General features: G+C 74.8%; 17 protein-coding genes. 12 read left to right on the top strand and 5 right to left on the bottom strand.

Going from position 1 to position 18222, the window contains the following annotated elements; all coding sequences use genetic code 11:
* Positions 1-221: 221 nt before the first annotated feature.
* The 3 genes from IG05_RS48020 (at position 222) to IG05_RS0130950 (ending at position 2211) form a co-directional block, all read left to right on the top strand.
* Complete coding sequence (locus IG05_RS48020) at positions 222-1019, top strand: hypothetical protein (RefSeq protein ID WP_158839050.1); 798 nt, start codon at positions 222-224, stop codon at positions 1017-1019.
* Between the two features lie 257 nt (positions 1020-1276).
* Complete coding sequence (locus tag IG05_RS50070; RefSeq protein ID WP_267883331.1) at positions 1277-1402, top strand: hypothetical protein; 126 nt, start codon at positions 1277-1279, stop codon at positions 1400-1402.
* Positions 1403-1461: 59 nt separating this feature from the next.
* Entirely contained in the window at positions 1462-2211 is a 750-nt protein-coding gene (locus tag IG05_RS0130950) for a DUF4239 domain-containing protein (protein ID WP_030347346.1), read from the top strand.
* On the opposite strand, the gene IG05_RS0130945 is transcribed toward IG05_RS0130950, so the two are convergent.
* Positions 2193-3182: an acyl-CoA desaturase gene (locus tag IG05_RS0130945; protein WP_051790443.1), complete on the bottom strand. Its 990-nt coding sequence runs from the start codon at positions 3180-3182 to the stop codon at positions 2193-2195. The genes IG05_RS0130950 and IG05_RS0130945 overlap by 19 nt on opposite strands.
* A 236-nt stretch (positions 3183-3418) precedes the next feature.
* On the opposite strand from IG05_RS0130945, the gene IG05_RS0130940 reads away from it, so the two are divergent.
* Both IG05_RS0130940 and IG05_RS0130935 read left to right on the top strand, forming a co-directional pair.
* On the top strand, positions 3419-5587 hold the full coding sequence (locus IG05_RS0130940; RefSeq protein WP_051790441.1) for an acetoacetate decarboxylase family protein: 2169 nt from the start codon (positions 3419-3421) through the stop codon (positions 5585-5587).
* Positions 5588-5621: 34 nt separating this feature from the next.
* The gene (locus tag IG05_RS0130935; RefSeq protein WP_030347343.1) at positions 5622-5882 is read left to right on the top strand and encodes a hypothetical protein; all 261 of its coding nucleotides are present in this window, start codon (positions 5622-5624) and stop codon (positions 5880-5882) included.
* 7 nt (positions 5883-5889) lie between these two features.
* Here the strand turns inward: IG05_RS0130935 and IG05_RS0130930 are convergent, their stop codons facing one another.
* Positions 5890-7512, bottom strand: a complete 1623-nt coding sequence (locus IG05_RS0130930) for a peroxidase family protein (protein ID WP_030347342.1) — start codon at positions 7510-7512, stop codon at positions 5890-5892.
* Positions 7513-7665: 153 nt separating this feature from the next.
* Positions 7666-8949, bottom strand: a complete 1284-nt coding sequence (locus IG05_RS0130925; RefSeq protein ID WP_158839048.1) for a cytochrome P450 — start codon at positions 8947-8949, stop codon at positions 7666-7668.
* 131 nt (positions 8950-9080) lie between these two features.
* On the opposite strand from IG05_RS0130925, the gene IG05_RS0130920 reads away from it, so the two are divergent.
* From IG05_RS0130920 to IG05_RS0130910, 3 genes are all read left to right on the top strand, one after another.
* On the top strand, positions 9081-9746 hold the full coding sequence (locus IG05_RS0130920; protein ID WP_030347340.1) for a lysophospholipid acyltransferase family protein: 666 nt from the start codon (positions 9081-9083) through the stop codon (positions 9744-9746).
* Between the two features lie 122 nt (positions 9747-9868).
* On the top strand, positions 9869-11116 hold the full coding sequence (locus tag IG05_RS0130915; protein WP_030347339.1) for a beta-ketoacyl-[acyl-carrier-protein] synthase family protein: 1248 nt from the start codon (positions 9869-9871) through the stop codon (positions 11114-11116).
* A 28-nt stretch (positions 11117-11144) separates the two neighbouring features.
* Entirely contained in the window at positions 11145-12080 is a 936-nt protein-coding gene (locus IG05_RS0130910; RefSeq protein WP_051790425.1) for an acyl-CoA desaturase, read from the top strand.
* A gap of 464 nt (positions 12081-12544) precedes the next feature.
* Here IG05_RS0130910 and IG05_RS0130905 read toward each other — a convergent pair whose 3' ends face one another.
* Positions 12545-13198: a GNAT family N-acetyltransferase gene (locus IG05_RS0130905; RefSeq protein ID WP_030347337.1), complete on the bottom strand. Its 654-nt coding sequence runs from the start codon at positions 13196-13198 to the stop codon at positions 12545-12547.
* A gap of 910 nt (positions 13199-14108) precedes the next feature.
* On the opposite strand from IG05_RS0130905, the gene IG05_RS0130895 reads away from it, so the two are divergent.
* From IG05_RS0130895 to IG05_RS0130880, 4 genes are all read left to right on the top strand, one after another.
* The gene (locus tag IG05_RS0130895) at positions 14109-14984 is read left to right on the top strand and encodes a helix-turn-helix domain-containing protein (protein WP_030347336.1); all 876 of its coding nucleotides are present in this window, start codon (positions 14109-14111) and stop codon (positions 14982-14984) included.
* A gap of 60 nt (positions 14985-15044) precedes the next feature.
* Positions 15045-15860 carry an SAM-dependent methyltransferase gene (locus tag IG05_RS0130890; RefSeq protein WP_030347335.1) on the top strand — a complete coding sequence of 272 codons (816 nt, stop codon included), beginning with the start codon at positions 15045-15047 and terminating at the stop codon, positions 15858-15860.
* Positions 15861-15957: 97 nt separating this feature from the next.
* The gene (locus IG05_RS0130885) at positions 15958-16488 is read left to right on the top strand and encodes an SRPBCC domain-containing protein (RefSeq protein ID WP_051790422.1); all 531 of its coding nucleotides are present in this window, start codon (positions 15958-15960) and stop codon (positions 16486-16488) included.
* A gap of 47 nt (positions 16489-16535) precedes the next feature.
* On the top strand, positions 16536-17045 hold the full coding sequence (locus IG05_RS0130880) for a hypothetical protein (RefSeq protein ID WP_030347333.1): 510 nt from the start codon (positions 16536-16538) through the stop codon (positions 17043-17045).
* Positions 17046-17109: 64 nt separating this feature from the next.
* On the opposite strand, the gene IG05_RS0130875 is transcribed toward IG05_RS0130880, so the two are convergent.
* Positions 17110-18177 carry a glycerophosphodiester phosphodiesterase family protein gene (locus IG05_RS0130875; RefSeq protein WP_030347332.1) on the bottom strand — a complete coding sequence of 356 codons (1068 nt, stop codon included), beginning with the start codon at positions 18175-18177 and terminating at the stop codon, positions 17110-17112.
* Positions 18178-18222: the final 45 nt, after the last annotated feature.

Genomic DNA, 18222 nt, shown 5'->3' with positions numbered 1-18222 from the left:
GCCCCCGCCCCCTCCCGTCCCCGCACCCGTTCCGCCGCCGGTGCCCGTGCCTCCCCCCGCGCCTCCGGTCCTGCCGGTGCCGCCGGGAGCCGTCTTCCCGCCGCCCCCGCCCTTGCCTCCGGCCGGTACGGGCGCCCCCGTACCCGGCCTGGCAGCCCCCGCGCCCGCCGCGGCCGCTCCCGCCCCGGGGGCGGCGGTTCCCGGCACGGGCGCCGCCGCGGGTGCCGGCGCGGCAGCGGGTACGGGTGCGGGTGCTGCGGCGGGCGGGGGCGCGGGTGCTGCTGCGGGTGCCGGTGCCGGTGCCGGAGCGGGCGCCGCCGCCGGAGCAGGTGCAGGTGCAGGTGCGGGTGTTGCGGCGGGCGGGGGCGCGGGTGCTGCTGCGGGCGCCGCCGCCGGAGCAGGTGCAGGTGCAGGTGCAGGTACCGGTGCCGCAGCCGGTGCGGGTGCTGCGGCCGGAGGAGCGGCAGCGGGCGCGGGAGTCGGAGCAGGTGCTGGTACCGCCACCGGTGCCGGTGCTGTGGCCGGTGCGGGTGCTGCGGCCGGAGGAGCGGGAGCGGGAGCCGGTGCCGGTGCCGCCGCCGGAGCAGCCGCCGCGGGCGCGGGTGCGGCCGGGGGAGGGGCGACGGGTGCCGGAGCCGCCGCCGGAGCTGGCGCTGTGGCCGGTGCCGCTGCGGCGGCCGGGGCTGGTGCCGCGGCCGGCGGAGGAGCAGCCGCAGGTGCCGGAGCAGCAGCCGGTGCCGCAGCCGGTGCCGGTGCAGCAGCCGGTGCAGCGGCCGGCGCCGGAACAGCGGCCGGTGCAGCAGCCGCAGCCGCGGGAGGAGCGGGTGCCGCCGGTGCCGCCGCCGCAGGAGGAGCGGGTGCGGCCGGTGCCGCTGCCGCGGGAGGAGCGGGTGCGGCCGGTGCCGCCGCCGCAGGAGGCGCTGGAGCCGGCGGTGCCGGAGCCGGCGGTGCGGGGGCCACCGTCGGCGTGGCCGCAGGCGCTTCCGCCGGCCAAGGCGGCGTCGCCGCAGGCGCGGTGACCGGTGGCGCGGCGACCGGAGCCCAGTCCACGGGCGGCGAAGCCACGGGCGGTCAGTCCACCGGCGGCGAGGCAACCGGCGGCGAAGCGACGGGCGGCCTGACCACCGGCGGCCAGACCACCGGCGGCCGTTCCGCCCCACCGAGCCGCCCCCCGGCCGCCACCCCCTCCACTCCCCCCACTCCTTCCTCCCGCACCCCGTCCCCCCGAACGCCGACCGCCCGCACCCCGCCCCAGCACCCCCCGAACGCCTCCATCATGTCCCGCTTCATCCGCCCCGGCGGCGGGCCCACAGGGCTCGGGCTGCTCGCGCTGCTGCTCCTCATGCTGATCCCGGCCGCCCTCGCCGCGGCCCTCCTCGGCTCGCGGCGCATCGGCAAGTAGGCGACGGACAGCGGCCGTTCACACATCGCAGCACTCCGAGACGACAGGAGACCGAGCCGATGATCGAGACCTTCGCGGTCGTTGTGGGGATCGCCATGGTCGCCGCGGGCGTCGTGATGATCCGGCACCACTACTGGCCCCCCGCCCCGGACGCGGAACCCCGCGAGGACGTCGCCGAGTACATCTCCATGATGGTCGGCGTGCTCTACGCCCTCGTCCTCGGCCTGTCGATGGTGTCGGTGTGGGAGACCCGGTCCGGTGCGGTGGGCCATGTGCAGGCGGAGGCGAGCGCCGCCCACCAGATCCGGCTGCTGTCCGCGGGACTGCCGGCGCCGGAGGGGGAGCGGACCCGGGAAGCCGTCGACGCGTACGTGCACCACGTCGTGTCCGCCGAGTGGCCCGCGATGGCGCAGGGGCAGCCGCCGGGCCGGCGCGGCTGGGAACTGCTCAACGACCTGCGGGCGGCGGGCCAGGTCCCCGCCGACGCCACCCCGGTGCAGCAGGCCACGCTCCAGGAGACCCTGGCCGAGCTGAGCGCGCTGGACGACGCCCGGCGGGGCCGGGAGGCGGACGTGGCCGACTCCCTGTCACCCGTGCTGTGGTTCGGCCTGGTCGTCGGCGGTGTGCTCACCGTGGTCTTCATGTTCATGTTCGGGGTGCGGCGGAGCTTCACCCACGTGGTGATGGTGATGGGCCTGACGGCGCTCATCACCTTCACCGTGCTGCTGGTCTACGAGCTGAACCAGACCTTCACCGGCCTGTTCGCCGTCGGCTCCGCTCCCTTCACCCGCTACTTCACGGGTGGTTGAGGGTGCGGTTCCCTGCCCGCGGCCTCCTCGCGCAGCCGCGCGGTGATCCGCCGCTCGTCGGGCCACCGTACGTCGTACGCCCAGCCCCACCGCTCGAACCGGGCGATCAGCCACGCCGTGAGGTCCGGCTGGCCGCGCAGCCCGCCGTGCCGGGCGCTGTTGGGGTCGGCGTGGTGGAGGTTGTGCCAGCCCTCGCCGAAGGTCAGCAGGGCCACCCAGCCCACGTCCCGGGACTGGTCGCGGGTGGTGTAATGGCGCGGACCGAAGGCGTGGGCCACGGAGTTGACCGACCAGGTGACGTGGTGGACGACGGCGTACCGGACCAGGCTCGCCCAGAAGAAGGTGATCAGCGCGGAGCGGGTGTCCTGGGTGACGGCCAGGACCAGCACCGGCGGCAGGCCCAGGGAGACGGCGACGGTCAGCGGGTACCAGCGGTCCAGGCGGCGTACGTCCGGGTCGGCGAGCAGATCGGGGGCGTAGCGCGGGTAGTGGGACCGGACCGTCGAGGAGAACCAGCCGACCTGGGCGTGCCACAGCCCTTTGAGCAGCGCCCGCCGGCCGGTGCCGTACTTCCACGGCGAGTGCGGGTCCCCCTCCCGGTCCGCGTACTGGTGGTGGCGGCGGTGCTCGGCCACCCACAGCGTCACCGGGCCCTCCATGGCGAGACCGCCCGCGACACCGAGGACGAACCGCAGCGGTCGTTTCGCCTTGAACGACAGATGGGTGAAATACCGGTGGTAGCCGGCGGTGATGCCCATGATGGACAGCGCGTACATCCCGGCGCCGAGGGCCACGTCGTACCAGCGGGGCCCCCAGCCGCCGGCCAGGGCGACGGGCAGGGCCAGCGCCAGGACGGCCAGCGGGAGCACCACGATCGTGAGCACCGTGTTCGTGCGCAGCGGCCGGCTGACCGGAACGGTGTCGGGGAGCGGGGTGCCCAGGCCCTCGGGGCGTTCGGAGGACAGGGTCACGGCGCGCCTCCCACCAGGGCAGGCGGGGGAATACAGGGGGTCATGTGCGGCGATTATGCGGCAGCCATATGCCCCTGCGGCCCAGGCTCGACGGGCCGTACGGCACCCGGCGGCATCCTCTACCTGGATGGATGAAGGTGCGGGCGCGGACGCCCTGGCCGACCATGGGAGCGAGGCCGCGCCCCCCGACGCGGCCGCAGCCCTGTCCTTGAGTGGCCGAGCCGAGGGAGTGTCGGATGCGAGCGGACGGCAGCGCACCCGGACGGCCGGCGCCGGACGGCCAGGACGCCAGGGAACTGCTGCGCCGGTGCGCGCGGGACGTGGTCGGCGTCGCCGAGGGCATCCGCGCGGTGTCCGAACGCACCAGCACGGCGCTGTTCGCCCCGGCCCTGACCGTCTCCGCCCGCCGCCGCCCCCGTAGCGGCCTCGCCGCCCGGTGGGCGCTGCTGCGGGCCCTGACGAACAAGCAGGGCCTCGGCGGTTCCGCGATCACGGCACCGAAGGGCATGGGGCATGTGATCGGCGCCGCCGGGGAAGTGCTGGGCCGGGAGAGCCTGGCCGCGCTGGTGGCGGTCACCTCGCTGCGGCTGCGGATCGCCGCCGTGCTGGTCGACCACCCCGAGTTCGAGCGCGACCCCGGCATGCGCCGGCTGACGGAGGCCGTCACCGCCGACAAGGACCTGGCGGCCGTACGCTCCCTGCGCGCTCTGTTCCGCGACCAGGGAGCCCAGCGGGCGCTGTCCGGGCTGGCCCCGGTGATGGCCGAACTCCTCGCGATCCGCGCCCTGCTGGACGAGGACCCGAAGAACGACGAGACCGGCTGGGCGCTGGCCACCGGCCGCGAACTGTCCGCCGACCCGCTGCACGGCGTCAGCGCCGCCCACCTCGCCGGCCTGGACAAGGGCGAGGGCGCCGCCGAGGCCGTCGACCTGACCGACCAGGAACGCCAGGTCATCGCCCCGGAGGGCTCCTTCCTCGGGTTCCTGCGCAACATCGAGATGCTCTCCACCGACGGGCGGATCCTGCTGCAGAACGTGCGCGGCCCCGACGGCGTCGTCCGGTACGTCCTCCAGGCGCCGGGCATGGCACCCGGCCGCCCCCGCAACGACTCCCCGCAGGACTTCGTCGGCGCCTGGCGCAACCTGTTCATGGCCGACTCGCCGTACACCCGCTCGATCCTGCTCGCCCTGGCGGACTACGGCATCCCGCGCGGCGCCGACCTCGCGCTGATCGGGCACAGCGAGGGCGGCATCGCGGTGATGAACCTGGCCCAGGACGAGGAGTTCTGCCGCACCTACCGGGTCACCCACGTGATCGCCGTCGGCTCCCCGGTCGACAACAAGAAGCCCGCGGACCCTCGCACCTGGGTCGCCAGCATCACCAACCAGCACGACATCGTGCCCGTCCTCGACGGCCGCGGCGCGGGCTCCGCGTTCGACCCGCATCCGAACTGGTACGAGGTCGACTACACCGGGCCCGCCCACGAGTTCCCGCTGTGCCACATGCTCCGCGAGTACATCGAGCACCTCAGGACCGTCGTCCCGGAGGCCCGCGAGCGCGTCGACGAGGCCCTCGCCCCCTACCGCGGGCCCGTCGTACGCACCCAGGCCTACCAGCTCAAGGACCGCGCCAACCCGCCCGAGGGCTACCCCTTCCTCACCCTGCCCACCACCTCGGTGCCCACCGCGGCCGGCCCCGTCGACGTGCCGGTGCGCTACTACGACTCCTCCGCCGCCCACCTGTGCTTCCGCGTCGACGCGGGGGCGGCCCGCGGGCTGCTGCCCGACGTCACCTGGATGACGCCGAGCCGGCTGGGCCGGGGCGCCATGGCCGTGCTCTCGCTGTACGAGCACCGCTGCACCACGATCGGCCCGTACACCGAGATCGTCCTGTCCGTGCTGGTCGACGACCTGTGGCGGCCGCGCCCCTACGACGTCGCGCTGGACCTGCTGCGCCGCGCCGACCTGCGCCGCACCGGCCGGCACGTGCTCTGCCTCGCCGTCACCAGCGAGGAGGCCAGGGTCGTCGGCCAGGAGATCTGGGCCCAGCCCGCACTGCGGGTGACCGCCGATGCCGACCTGACGGGCCGGCAGATCGGCGTCCGCTCCCCGGACCTCGGCATGACCGTCGACGGCCGTCTCCGGCGCGGCCTGCGCTGCCCCGAGGCCGACTGGATCCTCTACGGCCGCCGTGGCGAGAGCACGATCCGCACGCTGGTCCGCACCCACGGCAGGCTGCGGCTGCACACCGGCGCCGGCATCCGGCTGCGGCTGGACACCGCGGCGGACGCACCCCTCGCCGGGCAACTGCGCCGGCTCGGCCTGGAGGGTGCCCGGCCCCGGTTCGTCCTCACCTGCCCCCAGTTCATGCAGCACCGCAGCGCCGGCGCCGTACTGCCGCGCTGACGCAACCCCACCCCACCGCCCGCGGGAGCACGCCATGGTGACCGAGTCCCCCGACGTCACGTCGTACGACACCGAACTCCTCGACCACGTCGGCTCGCTGCGGTCGGACGCCGAGCTGATGGAGGAGTACGCGCGGCGGCTGCGCGCCACCGCGGCCACCCTGGACGGCTGTCCGGCGGCCCCCGCGAGGAGCCGGCCCGCACTGGAGCGGCAGGCCGCCGCCTGCGTCACGGCGGCGGAGCAACTGCGCACCGCCGCCGAGGCGTTGCTCGCGCACGCGCGAGCCGGGGACTGAGCCGGGTTCAGCGGGCCGCGGCGGCCCGGGCGCCGGCCGCGGTCCGGCCGAGCGACACGTCGTAACGCGCCTTGTCCTCCGGCAGGTTGCGGTGCACCAGGTCGGAGAAACTGCGCGTCTCGCGGACCACGCGCAGGCCCTCGGGGGAGAAGGTGTCCGGCCCGAACAGGCGGGGCGAGAGCAGCGGGTTGTTCAGCGCCTCGGAGAACGCGTCGACGGAGATGATGCGTTCCAGCAGCCGCCCGAAGATCGCGCCGGGCTCCGGCTCCTCCGCGAACAGCCCGACGTACAGGTCGATCGCGTCCACATCGCCGTACAGGTCCAGCAGCGCCTCCTGCACCCGCGGGTCGCCGGAGATCTGCCGCGGGTCGGTGACCCGGGGGAAGCCGTAGTAGGCGCGGTAGTCGTTGTACGAGGCCAGCCGCAGCTCCCGGCCGACGGCGACACTGTGCGCCTCGATCGGCAGCAGCAGTTCGTCGGTGTTGAACAGGCCGGACAGACCGGCGGGCTGCCGGGAGAGGTCCTCGAAGAGCGGGCCGAGCCCCCGGTCCACGACCAGCCGCCCGTTGGCGATGGTCCGCGCGAGCGGCACCGGACGGCCGGCGATGGTGTACGCCGACGGGATCAGGCTGTGCCAGCGGTAGACCAGACTGAACTCGATCGTCGCCCAGTTCTCCCGGTGCCACACCCCGCGGTCGGTGCGCACCGGATCGAGGACGAAGCCGAAGTGGTACGGCGTGATGTGGTTGATGTACTCCTCCAGCATCACCCGGATCATCAGCACGATCAGCGTGTTGCGGGTGGTCTGGAAGATCCGCTCGTCGTCCCAGTCCGGATGCGCGGCGGCGAGGAGGCCGGCGACCCGGTTGTGCTCCCGCAGGAACAGCACGTTCAGCGCCATCGGCCCGATGTGCGCGTGCACCCGCTCCCCGCCGCACGCGAACAGCGTGTCCAGCAGTTCCCCGGGCACCTCGTCGAACCGGACCGGGCGGATGGACCGGAACTCGTCCGTGATCCTCCCGTCCGCGCACAGGGCGGGCGGGAACTCCGCCCCGTCGATGATCCGGCTCTTCAGCCGGCCGCCCTCGAAGGTGCGCAGACAGGCGGTGACCTCCTCACGGTCGCCGTACAGCTGGCACATGTCCAGGGTGTGCGGCGAGTCGGTGCGGCGCGGGTCGCCGGTGGCCGCATGTCCGCGCAGGAAGCCGTCGGTGAACCACTGCGCGAACGCCGGCAGCAGCGCACTGGACCGGGTGCACGGGCGGCCCTCGCCCTCCCGGCGGAACAGCTCGGCGACCTTCTCCGGGGCGGGCAGGTCCTTCGGCGGCGCGGCCACCGGCGGCAGGTGCCGGCCCACCCAGGACCGGTCGGTCAGCGAGTCCCACGAGGTGTACGGGGCCTTGGTGCTGAGCGGGTCGGGGCGCGTCGGAGCCTTCAGCACGGCCAGGTCGGTCAGCTTGGAGTTGAGCCTGCGCTGCAGCCACCGGCTGCGCTGGGCCGCCTGCCAGGCCGGGCCGTAATGGGTCAGCAGGTGCGTCTCGAAGCGGTTGCGCAACCCGTCCCGGGACCTGTCCCGGGCCCCGGTCCACGGCACGGTCCGGGTCGGGGACGGACGAGTGGTGACGGTCATGGGTCCTCCGGTCGGTTCACGGGTCGGGTCCCGGTGCCGCGACGCGGGTCACGGCCGGGCCGCGCACAGGCGGGTCGTGGCCGGGCTCGGGCGGGGGGGCGCGGCCGGATCGCCGTCCCGGCCGGGCGGCGGTCACCGCCGGTCCGGGTGGGGTCAGTTCGGGGCCACGGCGGCACGGCCCGAGCGCACCGCGTAGTGCTGGGGGAACGGGGTGCCCGCGTAGTCCAGGGCGCGTTCGGCGCCCGGCAGCGGGCGCACACCGGGACGGAGCAGCACGCGCCGCACCAGTTCGGGCACGATCACCCGGGCCGCGTACCTGCCGGCGCAGTCGTGGGCGCCGTAGCCGAGGACGAGGTTGTGCGCGGGCGGCCGGCCGGGCCGGAACTCCTCCGGCGCGTCGAGCACGTCCTCGTCGAACATCGCCGACGCGAAGCAGGCCAGCACCACGCTCTTGGCCGGGATCACCGTCTGCCGCGGGGTGCCCGCGGCCAGCACGTGGTCCCGCAGGCACAGCCGGGGCGTGACGGGCACGAACGGGTGGAAGCGCAGCGCCTCCCACACATAGGCGTCGAAGCGCGCCGGGTCGCCGTCCCGCGCCGCCCGCGCCGCCTCGGCCAGCACCTCGGGACGCACCGCGAGCTCCTTGAGGGCGGTCGCCGTGCACTGGGTGGCGTTCTGCTGATAGCCCGTCAGGTAGCCCACCAGGTTGGCGTTGATCCGCTCGTCGTCGAAGCCGTACTCGGCGGGCAGCCGGGTGCGCAGCATCCTGCCCAGGACGTCGTCGGGGCCGCCGTCGTGGGCCGTGTCCCGCCGGCGTTCGATCAGCTCGGCCACCTCGTCGTGCAGTTCGCGCCCCGCCGCCACGCCCGCCGCGTGGATCTCCGGGTCGCGGCCGGGGTTGACGGCGAACGCCCACTGCATCCGGCGGGTGCACGAGTGCAGCGTCTCCTCCGCGATGCCGGTGATCCCCAGATAGGCGGCGGCGACCCGGGCGGCGGCCACGCGGGCGTAGTCCTGGACCAGGTCGAAGGTGTCGGTGTCCCGGGCGGTGACCTCGTCCAGCACCTCGTCGGCGATCCGCGCGGTCAGCTCCCGCACCCGGGGCGCGTCCTCGGCGGCGAGCATCAGCTGCGCGTACCCGCGCTCCCGCCAGTGCACGTCACCGCCGTCCCGGGCCAGGATGAACGGGGCGCCGAGCACGTCCTCCAGCGCCGGGCCGAACACCCCCACGGTGAACGTCCCGGGCGCCGACAGCACCTCCAGGACGTCGGGGTGCCGGGTGACGAACACGCCGACGGGCGTGCTGAACACCGGCCTGCGGGCGCGCAGCTCGGCGAACAGGGCCGCCCTGCCGGTCTCCATGGTCGTGCGCAGCAGGGCCACCCGCTGCGGGACGTCGTCCTCCGGGATCGCGTCGTACGCGGCGAGAAAGTCCATGACGGCCATTGAGCCACCGGCCCGCGGGCACCGCACGTCAAACAGGCATTCGGGGCAGAATGGCCGTGCGCCGGAACGCGCCGCCGGTGACGACCGGCAGCCGGTCCGGACACGGCGGAGAGGAGTGCCCCATGCTGTCCGCGTGGGCCGGGGCCCTGGTGCCCGTCTTCAGTGACACGAGCGTGAGCGGTACCGGCCACCTGGCGTACCCGCCCGGCAGCGGGTACGTCCTCGCCGCCAACCACACCTCGTTCTTCGACCCGGTGCTGCTCATCGGCACCCTGCACCGGCTGGGTCTGCGCCCCGCGGTGCTCGCCACCGCCGGGCTGTGGCGGGTGCCGCTGCTGGGCCGGGCCCTGACCCGGGAGGGGTACGTGCCCGTCCACCGGGGCAGCCGCCGCGCCCCGGACGCCCTGCGGCACGCCGCCGACGCCCTCGCCGCCGGCCGCGGTGTGCTCGTCTACCCCGAGGGCGGCCTGTCCCGCTACGACACCTCCCACGACCGCCCGCCGGGCCGGCTCAAGTCCGGGGTGGTCCGGCTCGCCCTGTCCACCGGCGCCCCGGTCGTCCCCGTCGGCCACGCGGGCGCCCGCCGGGTCTCCTCCGGCAGCCGCGCCAAGCAGCTCGCCGGCTGGGCCACCGCGCCCGTGCGCCGCCCCCGCGTCCACGTGCACATCGGCCCCGCCCTGCGCCTGGACACCGCCGACCGACCGCTGGACGACCTGGAGGCCGCGCTCGCGGGAGCCTGGTCCAGCGCGGTCCGCGCCCTGGACGAGGCGCCCGCCGGCCGGCACTGACCCCGGCCGGCCCGCCCGCGCGCATCCGCGTTCACGCATCCGGGTGGTAGCACCGGCCGACCTGGGCCGAACGAGTTGCGGCGGCCCGGAACCGCTGCCCGCGCCCCGGATAATCACGCCTCATGCAGCAGGTGAGAACAGGCGCGCGGCGGGCCCCGGTCGCCGTCACCGGACTGGGCATGGTCACCCCGGCCGGTATCGGCCGGGACGCGGCCTGGGCGGGCCTGTGCGCCGGACGGTCCACCGCCACCGCCGACCCCGCCCTGGACGGGCTGCCCGTGGCCTTCTCCTGCCAGGTGCCCGGCCTGGACGCGGCCGGCCTGCTCGGGCACCGGCTGGCCCGCCGGCTCGACCGGTTCACGACCTTCGCGCTGCTCGCCGCCCGCGAGGCCGTCGCCGGCGCCGGCCTCGCCCCCGACGGCTGGGACGGCGCCCGGGTCGGCGTGGTGATGGGTGTCGGCACCGGGTCCATGCAGGGCTGGCAGGCCGAGTTCGACCGGCTCGCCGCCCACAGCCCCGAACGCGTCTCCCCGCTCGCGCTGCCCCGCAGCGTGCCCAACATGGCCGCCGCCGAGATCGCCCTCGACCTCGGCGCGCTCGGCCCCAACATGGTGGTCAGCACCGCCTGCGCCTCCGGCACCAGCGCGCTCGGCCTGGCCCGGGACTGGCTGCTGTCCGGCCGCTGCGACCTGGTCCTGGCCGGCGGCAGCGAGTCGGCGCGGCTGCGCATGACCGCCGCCTGCTTCGCCCAGATGCGCGCCCTGTCCCGCCGCGCGGACACCCCGGACGCGGCCTCCCGCCCGTTCGACCGGGACCGTGACGGCTTCGTCCTCGGCGAGGGCGCCGCCGTGCTCGTCCTGGAACGCACCGAGGACGCCCGCGCCCGGCGCGTACGGCCCGAGGCCCTGCTCGCCGGGTTCGGCGCGTCCTGCGACGCCCACCACTTCACCGCCCCGCACCCCGACGGCGACGGCGCCGCCCGCGCGCTGAGCGGCGCCCTCGCCGACGCCGGCCTGGCCCCCGAGGACATCGACCACGTCAACGCGCACGGCACCGCCACCCCGCAGGGCGACGCCGCCGAGCACAACGCCCTGCACCGGGTCTTCCGCCGGCCGCCGCCCGTCACCGCTGTCAAGGGCACCATCGGGCACGCCATCGGCGGTGCCGGGGCCATCGAGGCGGCCTGCACCGTGCTCACCCTGCGCCACCAGCTGATCCCGCCCACCGCCAACCTGGACACCCTCGATCCGGCGATGGACCTGGACGTCGTCACCAAGACGTCCCGCCCGCACCGGATACGAGCCGCCGTCAGCAACTCCTTCGGCTTCGGAGGCCAGAACGCCGTGCTCGCCTTCACCGCCGTCGACTAGCCCGGTCCCCGGCCGAGAAAGGGTCGCCATGTCCTCGGAGTTCTCCGGATCCACCCCACTGGCGGCCGGCAGGCGGTCCTGGCCCACCGGCGAGCAGCTGATGATCGGGGTCTTCGTCGCCGTACCGTTCCTCGCCGTGCTCGCCGCCGTGCCGTTGGCCTGGCGGCACGGGCTCAGTCCCGCGGACCTCGCGCTGGCCGTCGCCTTCTACCTGGTCAGCGGACTCGGCATCACCGTCGGCTTCCACCGGCACTTCACCCACGGCTCGTTCAAGGCCAGGCGGCCGCTGCGGATCGCCCTCGCACTGGCCGGCAGCCTCGCCGTGCAGGGCCCGCTCATCACCTGGGTGGCCGACCACCGCAAGCACCACAAGTACTCCGACCGGGACGGCGACCCGCACTCGCCCTGGCGGTACGGCCACTCGGCCCGTGCCCTCGCCAAGGGCATGCTCTACGCCCATCTTGGCTGGCTGTTCGAGACCGAGCACGCCCCGCCGCGGACGTACGCGCCCGACCTCGTCCGCGACCGCGCCCTGATGCTGATCTCCCGGCGCTTCGGCGTCCTGGTCCTCGCGTCCCTCGCCCTGCCCGCGCTGCTGGGCGCGGCACTCACCCGGTCCTGGCAGGGCGCGCTCACCGCGTTCTTCTGGGCCGGACTGGTCCGCATCTGCCTGGTCCACCACGTGACCTGGTCCATCAACTCCATCTGCCACGCGTCCGGTTCCCGCCCCTTCCGCAGCCGGGACCGCTCGGGCAACGTGTGGTGGCTGGCCCCGCTCTCCTTCGGCGAGTCCTGGCACAACCTCCACCACGCCGACCCCACCAGTGCCCGGCACGGCGTGCTCACCGGCCAACTCGACGCCAGCGCCCGCCTGATCCGCTGGTTCGAACACCTCGGCTGGGCCTACGACGTCCGCTGGCCCGACCAGCACCGGCTGACGGAACGCCGCAGAAACACCACCTGACCCCGAAGCACCGGGCGGGCCGGCGAGCCGGGCGCACGCGGTGGCGGCCGGCCGAGACCGGCGGCTGGGCTGCCCGCATGGCTGAGGTGCCGGTGGATTGGGGGCGCCGGCTGCGCCGTTGATTCGACCGAGCCGGCGTCGCTGCCCCCGGCAGCGGGGAGGCGCGGACGCGTCGGGCGGAGGACGGCCGTTCGCGTCGGCCGAGGCCGACGGCCGGGCTGCCCGCATGGTTGAGGTGCCGGCGGATCGGGTGCGCCGGCTGCGCCGTTGATTCGACCGAGCTGGCGTCGCTGCCCTCGGCAGCGGGGGGCGGACGCGTCGGGCGGAGGACGGCCGTTCGCGTCGGCCGAGGCCGACGGCCGGGCTGCCCGCAGGGTGACGTGTCGGCGGACCGGGTGGCGCCCCGCACGCGACGGGCTGCCGTCCGGCCGTTGCCGAGGCCCCGCAGGGGACGCGGGGCTCGGTCAATGGCATCGGGTGGTCGTCGGGGTGTCGTGGCGGTGCCAGACCGCGTCGACGACGCGGCCGTCGGGCAGGGTGTGGCGGAGCGGGCCCCGGTCCGGGAGGAAACCCGCGCCGGCCAGGGCCCGCCGGCTCGCGGCGTTGGCGGGCTCGGCCCCGGCGCGGATCGTGGCCAGGCCCAGATGGGTGTGGGCCAGCTCCACGCCCGCACGGAACAGCTCCGTGCCCAGGCCCTGCCCGCGGCAGCCCGGTGCCAGCCAGCCGCCCATCTCGCCCCGCTGTGGATGGAGTTCCAGGGCGCCGGCGTAACGGAGGTCGGACCTGCGCACGCAGACCAGCAGCAGCGGGTCGTCCGGGCCGGGGCTGAACGGCTCGGCCAGGACGGGCGGGATGCGGCGGCCGTCGCCGGCGGGCGGCCAGGCCAGCGCGATCCGGCGGGCGTCGGGGTCGGGCAGCACCTCGTCCGCCTTGGTGCCGAGCCACCGCTGGGCCCCGGCGTCCGCGCTGGCGGCCAGCGCCGCCACCACGTCCAGCCGGGTCCGCGGGGTGAACAGCAACAGCCGTTCGGTGGCCAGCGCGTGCCGGCCGGGCGCGCACCGCCCCGGCACGGGAAGTCCGGCCGCGGACCGGCCGCGGCGGAACAGCGACCAGACCATGGCACCCCCGGCGGGAACGGCGGACGCGGCGGGCCCGGTGTCCGTGCCGGAACCGGACCGCCGACGAGCGCGGACGCTCCGCACCGGCGGTGAATCTAGCGGGTCGCGGGCCGGATCCCGTAACGCTGCGCGGCCGGGCTCAGCCGGCCCGTCGCTCCGAGCCGGGCTTGGGGTGGGTGCGGGTCCAGGACGGGTCGGCGGCGGGCGCGGGCGTGGGGGTGGTGTGGTGCATGGCTGTCCTTCGGACGAGTGGGGTGGTCCGGGTGTGACGGTGGGGGGAGGGAGCCGAGGCAGGTGAGGCCTCTTCCGCAGCTACGCGGAAGAGGCCGCGCCCGCACCGGAGTTCTTCAGGCCGCGCCGACGCCCGTGCCCGCGGGCCGGAGGCGGCCGGCGGAGCCGGGGAGCGGGGCCCCGGAGGCGAGCCGGTCGGGGCCGTGGGGCCCAGGGAGTCGACCGGGACGCTCGCCTCCGGGTGGTCCGGGGACGCCGGCCGGAGCCGGCGGTGCGGCCCGGAACGTTCCGCCCCGTATCAGGTGCGGTCGGTCCGGTCCGTGGTCGTGGGGCGGTCGGGGGAGGGGAGGCGGAGCCATCGCCGTGCGCCTTTCGTCCGGCCTCGCGGGTGGAGCCGCGGGCATCGGGCCGGCCGTTCGGGCAGCAGACGTCACACCGCCTGACAGCAGGCCGTGCCGGCGGCTGTCTCCCCTGACCGGCCGCGCCGCCTGCTCCGCGGGTCGGCCGGAGCAGTAGGTCCACTCTGGCACCTGCCAACCACGCTCCGCAACCAGCAAGTTGAAATTTGCAAGTGGGGAAGTGCATGCTGCATTCGCCAGAACGTGATCGAATGGGCTCGCAAGCCCGATCACGTGCGAGGGTGATGTGCGGGACCTGGGACCTGACGAGGGGGTGGGGCGTGACCGCGGAGACCGACTGGGGCGGCGCCCCTTCCGTGCTGCGCATGATCCTCGGCAGACAGCTGGAGGAACTGCGCACCCGGGCCGGCCTCGGCTACGCCGAGGCGGGCGCCGCCATCGGTGTCAGCCACTCCACGATCCGGCGCATGGAGGCCGCCAAGGTGGCCCGGCTGCGGCTGGCGGACGCCGAGAAACTCCTCCAGGTCTACGGCGTCACCGACCGGCAGGAGATCGACACCTTCCTGCAGTCCGTCCGCGAGGCCAACAAGCGCGGCTGGTGGCACACCTACCGGGACGTCATGCCCGACTGGTTCGCCGCCTACCTCAGCCTGGAGCAGGCGGCCCTGCAGATCCGCGCGTACGAGGACCAGTTCGTGCACGGCCTGCTGCAGACCGAGGACTACGCCCGCGCCCTGCTGACCACGGACGAGCCGCACGCCGGCGCCGAGGCCGTCGAACGCCGCGTCGCCCTGCGCATGCGCCGCCAGGAACTGCTGTCCAGGCCGGCACCGCCCCGGCTGTGGGTGGTGATGGACGAGACCGTCCTGCGCTGGCCGGTCGGCGGCCCGGGGGTGATGCGGGCGCAGATCGACCACCTCCTGGAGGTCAACCGGCTGCCCCACGTCACCCTGCAGCTCATGCCGTTCGCCAACGGACCGCATCCCGCCCTGCGGGCCGGTGCCTACCACCTCTTCCGGTTCCAGGCCCGCGAACTGCCCGACATCGCCTACCTGAGGGGCCTCGCCGGCGCCGTCTACCTCGACAAGACGGAGGACGTCGTGGTCTACCGCGAGGCCCTGGACCGGCTGAGCGCCCAGGCCGCCTCCCCCCGGAGGACCGAGACCCTGCTCGGCACGCTGCGCAAGGAGTTGTGACCCGCACCCGCCCCCTGTGACGTGAAGCATCCGACCCCTCGACCGAATGGGAGACACGGCGTGCCCGACAACGGATGGCCGGCCGACCGGATCGACACCGAGAACGCCCACTCCGCCCGCATCTACGACTACATACTCGGCGGCAAGGACTACTACCCCGCCGACAAGGAGGCGGGCGACGCGATGGCGCGGGAGTGGCCCGCGCTCCCGGTGCACATGCGCGCGAACCGAGACTTCATGAACCGTGCCGTGCGCTGGCTCGCCGAGGAGGCGGGCATGCGCCAGTTCCTGGACATCGGCACCGGCATCCCGACCTCGCCCAACCTGCACGAGATCGCCCAGGCCGTGGCCCCCGGGTCCCGCGTCGTCTACGTCGACAACGACCCGATCGTGCTCACCCTCTCCCAGGGCCTGCTGGCCAGCGCCCCCGAGGGCCGCACCGCCTACCTGGAGGCCGACTTCCGGGACCCCGCGGCCATCCTGGACGCCCCCGAACTGCGCGAGACCCTGGACCTGAGCCGGCCCGTCGCGCTCACCGTCATCGCGATCGTGCACTTCATGCTGGACGCGGACGACGCGGTCGGCGTCGTACGGCGGCTGCTGGAGCCGCTGCCCTCCGGCAGCTACCTGGCGATGTCCATCGGCACCGCCGAGTTCGCGCCGGAGGAGGTGGGCCGGGTCGCCTACGAGTACGCGGCCCGCAACATGCCGATGCGGCTGCGCACCCTGGACGAGGCCCACGCCTTCTTCACGGGCCTCGACCTGGTCGAGCCCGGCATCGTCCAGGTGCACAAGTGGCATCCCGACGGCAGCGGCGAGCAGGGCATCCGGGACGCGGACATCGCGATGTACGGCGCGGTCGCCCGCAAGCCGTGACAGACCCGGGGCCGGGGTCCGACCCACCTCCCGGACCCCGGCCCCGCCTCCCGCCGTACGACGGCGGGGGCGGTCGCCGGACCGCTACCGTGAGCCCATGCACACCACCCGAGTCACCCGGCACGTGAAGGCGCCGCCGCACGCCGTCTACCGGGCCCTGACCGACCCGGAGGCGGTCGCCGCCTGGCGGGTCCCGGCCGGTATGACCGCGCGCGTGCACACCTTCGACGCCCGCGAGGGCGGAGCCTTCCGGATCTCCCTCACCTACGACGATCCGGCCCGCGCCGGCAAGTCGGGCGGGCGGACGGACACCTACCAGGGCCACTTCGCCCGGCTCGTGCCCGGCGCCCTCGTCGTCGAGGTCCTCGCCTTCGAGACCGGCGACGACACCCTGCTGCCCACGATGACCATGACGACGACGCTCACCGGGGCCGGCGACGGCACGGACGTCGAGATCCGGCACGAGGGCGTCCCCGACGCGATCGCCCCCCGGGACAACGAACAGGGAACCCGCACGGCCCTGGACAACCTCGCCCGGCTCGTCGAGGGACGGAGGGCGTCGGCACCGGAAATGACCGGAAAGAACAGCAGCGCAGGCGGAACCAGGCAGGGGGAAACGCGGTCTTAAGGTCCGTCGACGGCCGGGATCGGACCGGTCGCGAAGAAACCGGGGGAATGACGCACATGTCCGTCCGCAAGCGCAAGACCCTGCTCACCGCAACGGTGCTCACCGCCGGCCTCACCCTGGCCGCCGTCACGCCCGCCCTGGCCGGTGTCTCCGCGAGCCACACCACCCGCGCCGCCGCCGTGTCGTCCGCCCAGGGCGACCCGCGCAACACCACCCAGCACGTGGCCGACTTCTACGGCGCCTACATCGACGCCGTCTGGGCCACCGACGACGCCACGGCCGCGCCCGCCGCCAAGGCGCTGCGCGGTTTCTACCTCTCGTCCGCCGTCCGGAAGCAGGTCGCCGCCTACGAGAAGAAGGAACACGCCGACGGCATCCTCTTCGCGCAGAACGTGCCGGTGAAGTGGAAGGTGACCTACACCGGTTCCGGGATGGGCCACGCCACCAGCCGGGTCACGCTCACCTGGGGCGACGGCCCGCACGCGCAGGTCAGCCGGATCGACGTCCAGTCCGACCTCAAGACCCTGAAGATCACCGGCCTGAAGCCGGCCGGCTGACGAGGGGCCCGGACGTGGGTCCCGCCCCGCCCCATTCGGAGCGGGGCTCACGCCCGCCCGGCGGTCAGCCGTGGCCGTGCGGGCGGTAGGACCGGGGCAGCGGCATACCGCGGTCGGCCATGATCCGCCGGACGCGGTCGGGATAGTCGGTGATGATCCCGTCGACGCCCAGGTCCATCAGCGCCTCCACGGTCGCCGGGTCGTCGCAGGTCCACGGCACCACCTTCAGCCCCCGGGCGTGCGCCCGCGCGACCATCGCCGCGTCGGAGTAGAACCGGAACCCGGGGTCGCCGACCTTGCCGCTCTGCGGGAAGCCGTAGTTGGGGGAGAGGGTGGTGACCCCGGGCAGGGTCGCGGCCGCGCGGACGAAGTCCCCGTCGTAGTCGTCGGCGTCGATCCCGCCCAGCCACGGGGACGCGCCGGGCTTGCCGACCTGGAGGAAGTCGTAGTTCGTCAGTGCCACCAGCGGCCACCGCGGCGCCAGCCGGTGCATCACCCTGAGCGCACCCCAGTCGAAGGACTGGATGGTGACCTGACGCTCGATGCCCGAGCGGTGGATCTCCTCGTAGACCCGGCGGACGAACACCTCGCGGGGCGCGGTCTGTTCGGGGGCGCCCGCCTCCACCTTCGTCTCGATGTTCAGCCGCACGCCCCGGGCGCGGTAGCGCTCGACCAGGTTCAGGACGTCCTTCAGCTCCACCATCCGGAAGCCCTTGACGACCTCCTGCTCGGGGAAGCCGGGCAGCTGCTGGTAGCCGCAGTCCAGCGTCCTGACCTGAGCGAGCGTCAGGTCCTTGAGGTACTTGCCGACATACGGGTACAGCGGGTCGCCGGGGGTGGCCGGGCCGGTGTCCCGGCACTTCACGCCGCTGATCTGCCGGTCGTGGTTGACGACCACCCGCAGGTCCTTGGTGACCTGGGTGTCCAGCTCCAGCGTGGAAACCCCGAGCCGCAGCGCCTTGCCGAAGCCCTCCAGGGACTCCTCCGTCGTCAGGCCGAGGCCGCCGCGGTGCGCCTGGAGGTCGAAGCGGCCCTTCACGGGACCACCGGGTGCGGCCTGGGCGGCCACGGGGGACAGCAGCGCCGGCAGCAGGGCCAGACCGGCCAGCAGACGTCGTAAGGGTGCCGGCATCGGATACCTCCCGGGTCGGGGCGGGCGCACGTCAGGCGTCGGCGC

The sequence above is a fragment of the Streptomyces sp. NRRL S-1022 genome, assembly GCF_000720135.1.
Lineage (GTDB): Bacteria > Actinomycetota > Actinomycetes > Streptomycetales > Streptomycetaceae > Streptomyces.
The sequence above is the reverse complement of the archived record's forward strand: the minus strand, read 5'-3'. Positions and strand labels throughout refer to the sequence as shown.

Bases quoted from the DNA above. Each gene is read 5' to 3' on its own strand.
- IG05_RS50070 (WP_267883331.1), top strand. From the start codon at position 1,277: ATGTCCCGCTTCATCCGCCCCGGCGGCGGGCCCACAGGGCTCGGGCTG.
- IG05_RS0130940 (WP_051790441.1), top strand. From the start codon at position 3,419: ATGCGAGCGGACGGCAGCGCACCCGGACGGCCGGCGCCGGACGGCCAG.
- IG05_RS0130880 (WP_030347333.1), top strand. From the start codon at position 16,536: ATGACGCACATGTCCGTCCGCAAGCGCAAGACCCTGCTCACCGCAACG.
- IG05_RS0130930 (WP_030347342.1), bottom strand. From the start codon at position 7,512: ATGACCGTCACCACTCGTCCGTCCCCGACCCGGACCGTGCCGTGGACC.
- IG05_RS0130920 (WP_030347340.1), top strand. From the start codon at position 9,081: ATGCTGTCCGCGTGGGCCGGGGCCCTGGTGCCCGTCTTCAGTGACACG.
- IG05_RS0130885 (WP_051790422.1), top strand. From the start codon at position 15,958: ATGCACACCACCCGAGTCACCCGGCACGTGAAGGCGCCGCCGCACGCC.
- IG05_RS0130950 (WP_030347346.1), top strand. From the start codon at position 1,462: ATGATCGAGACCTTCGCGGTCGTTGTGGGGATCGCCATGGTCGCCGCG.
- IG05_RS0130905 (WP_030347337.1), bottom strand. From the start codon at position 13,198: ATGGTCTGGTCGCTGTTCCGCCGCGGCCGGTCCGCGGCCGGACTTCCC.
- IG05_RS0130875 (WP_030347332.1), bottom strand. From the start codon at position 18,177: ATGCCGGCACCCTTACGACGTCTGCTGGCCGGTCTGGCCCTGCTGCCG.
- IG05_RS0130910 (WP_051790425.1), top strand. From the start codon at position 11,145: ATGTCCTCGGAGTTCTCCGGATCCACCCCACTGGCGGCCGGCAGGCGG.
- IG05_RS0130935 (WP_030347343.1), top strand. From the start codon at position 5,622: ATGGTGACCGAGTCCCCCGACGTCACGTCGTACGACACCGAACTCCTC.
- IG05_RS0130925 (WP_158839048.1), bottom strand. From the start codon at position 8,949: ATGGACTTTCTCGCCGCGTACGACGCGATCCCGGAGGACGACGTCCCG.
- IG05_RS0130915 (WP_030347339.1), top strand. From the start codon at position 9,869: ATGCAGCAGGTGAGAACAGGCGCGCGGCGGGCCCCGGTCGCCGTCACC.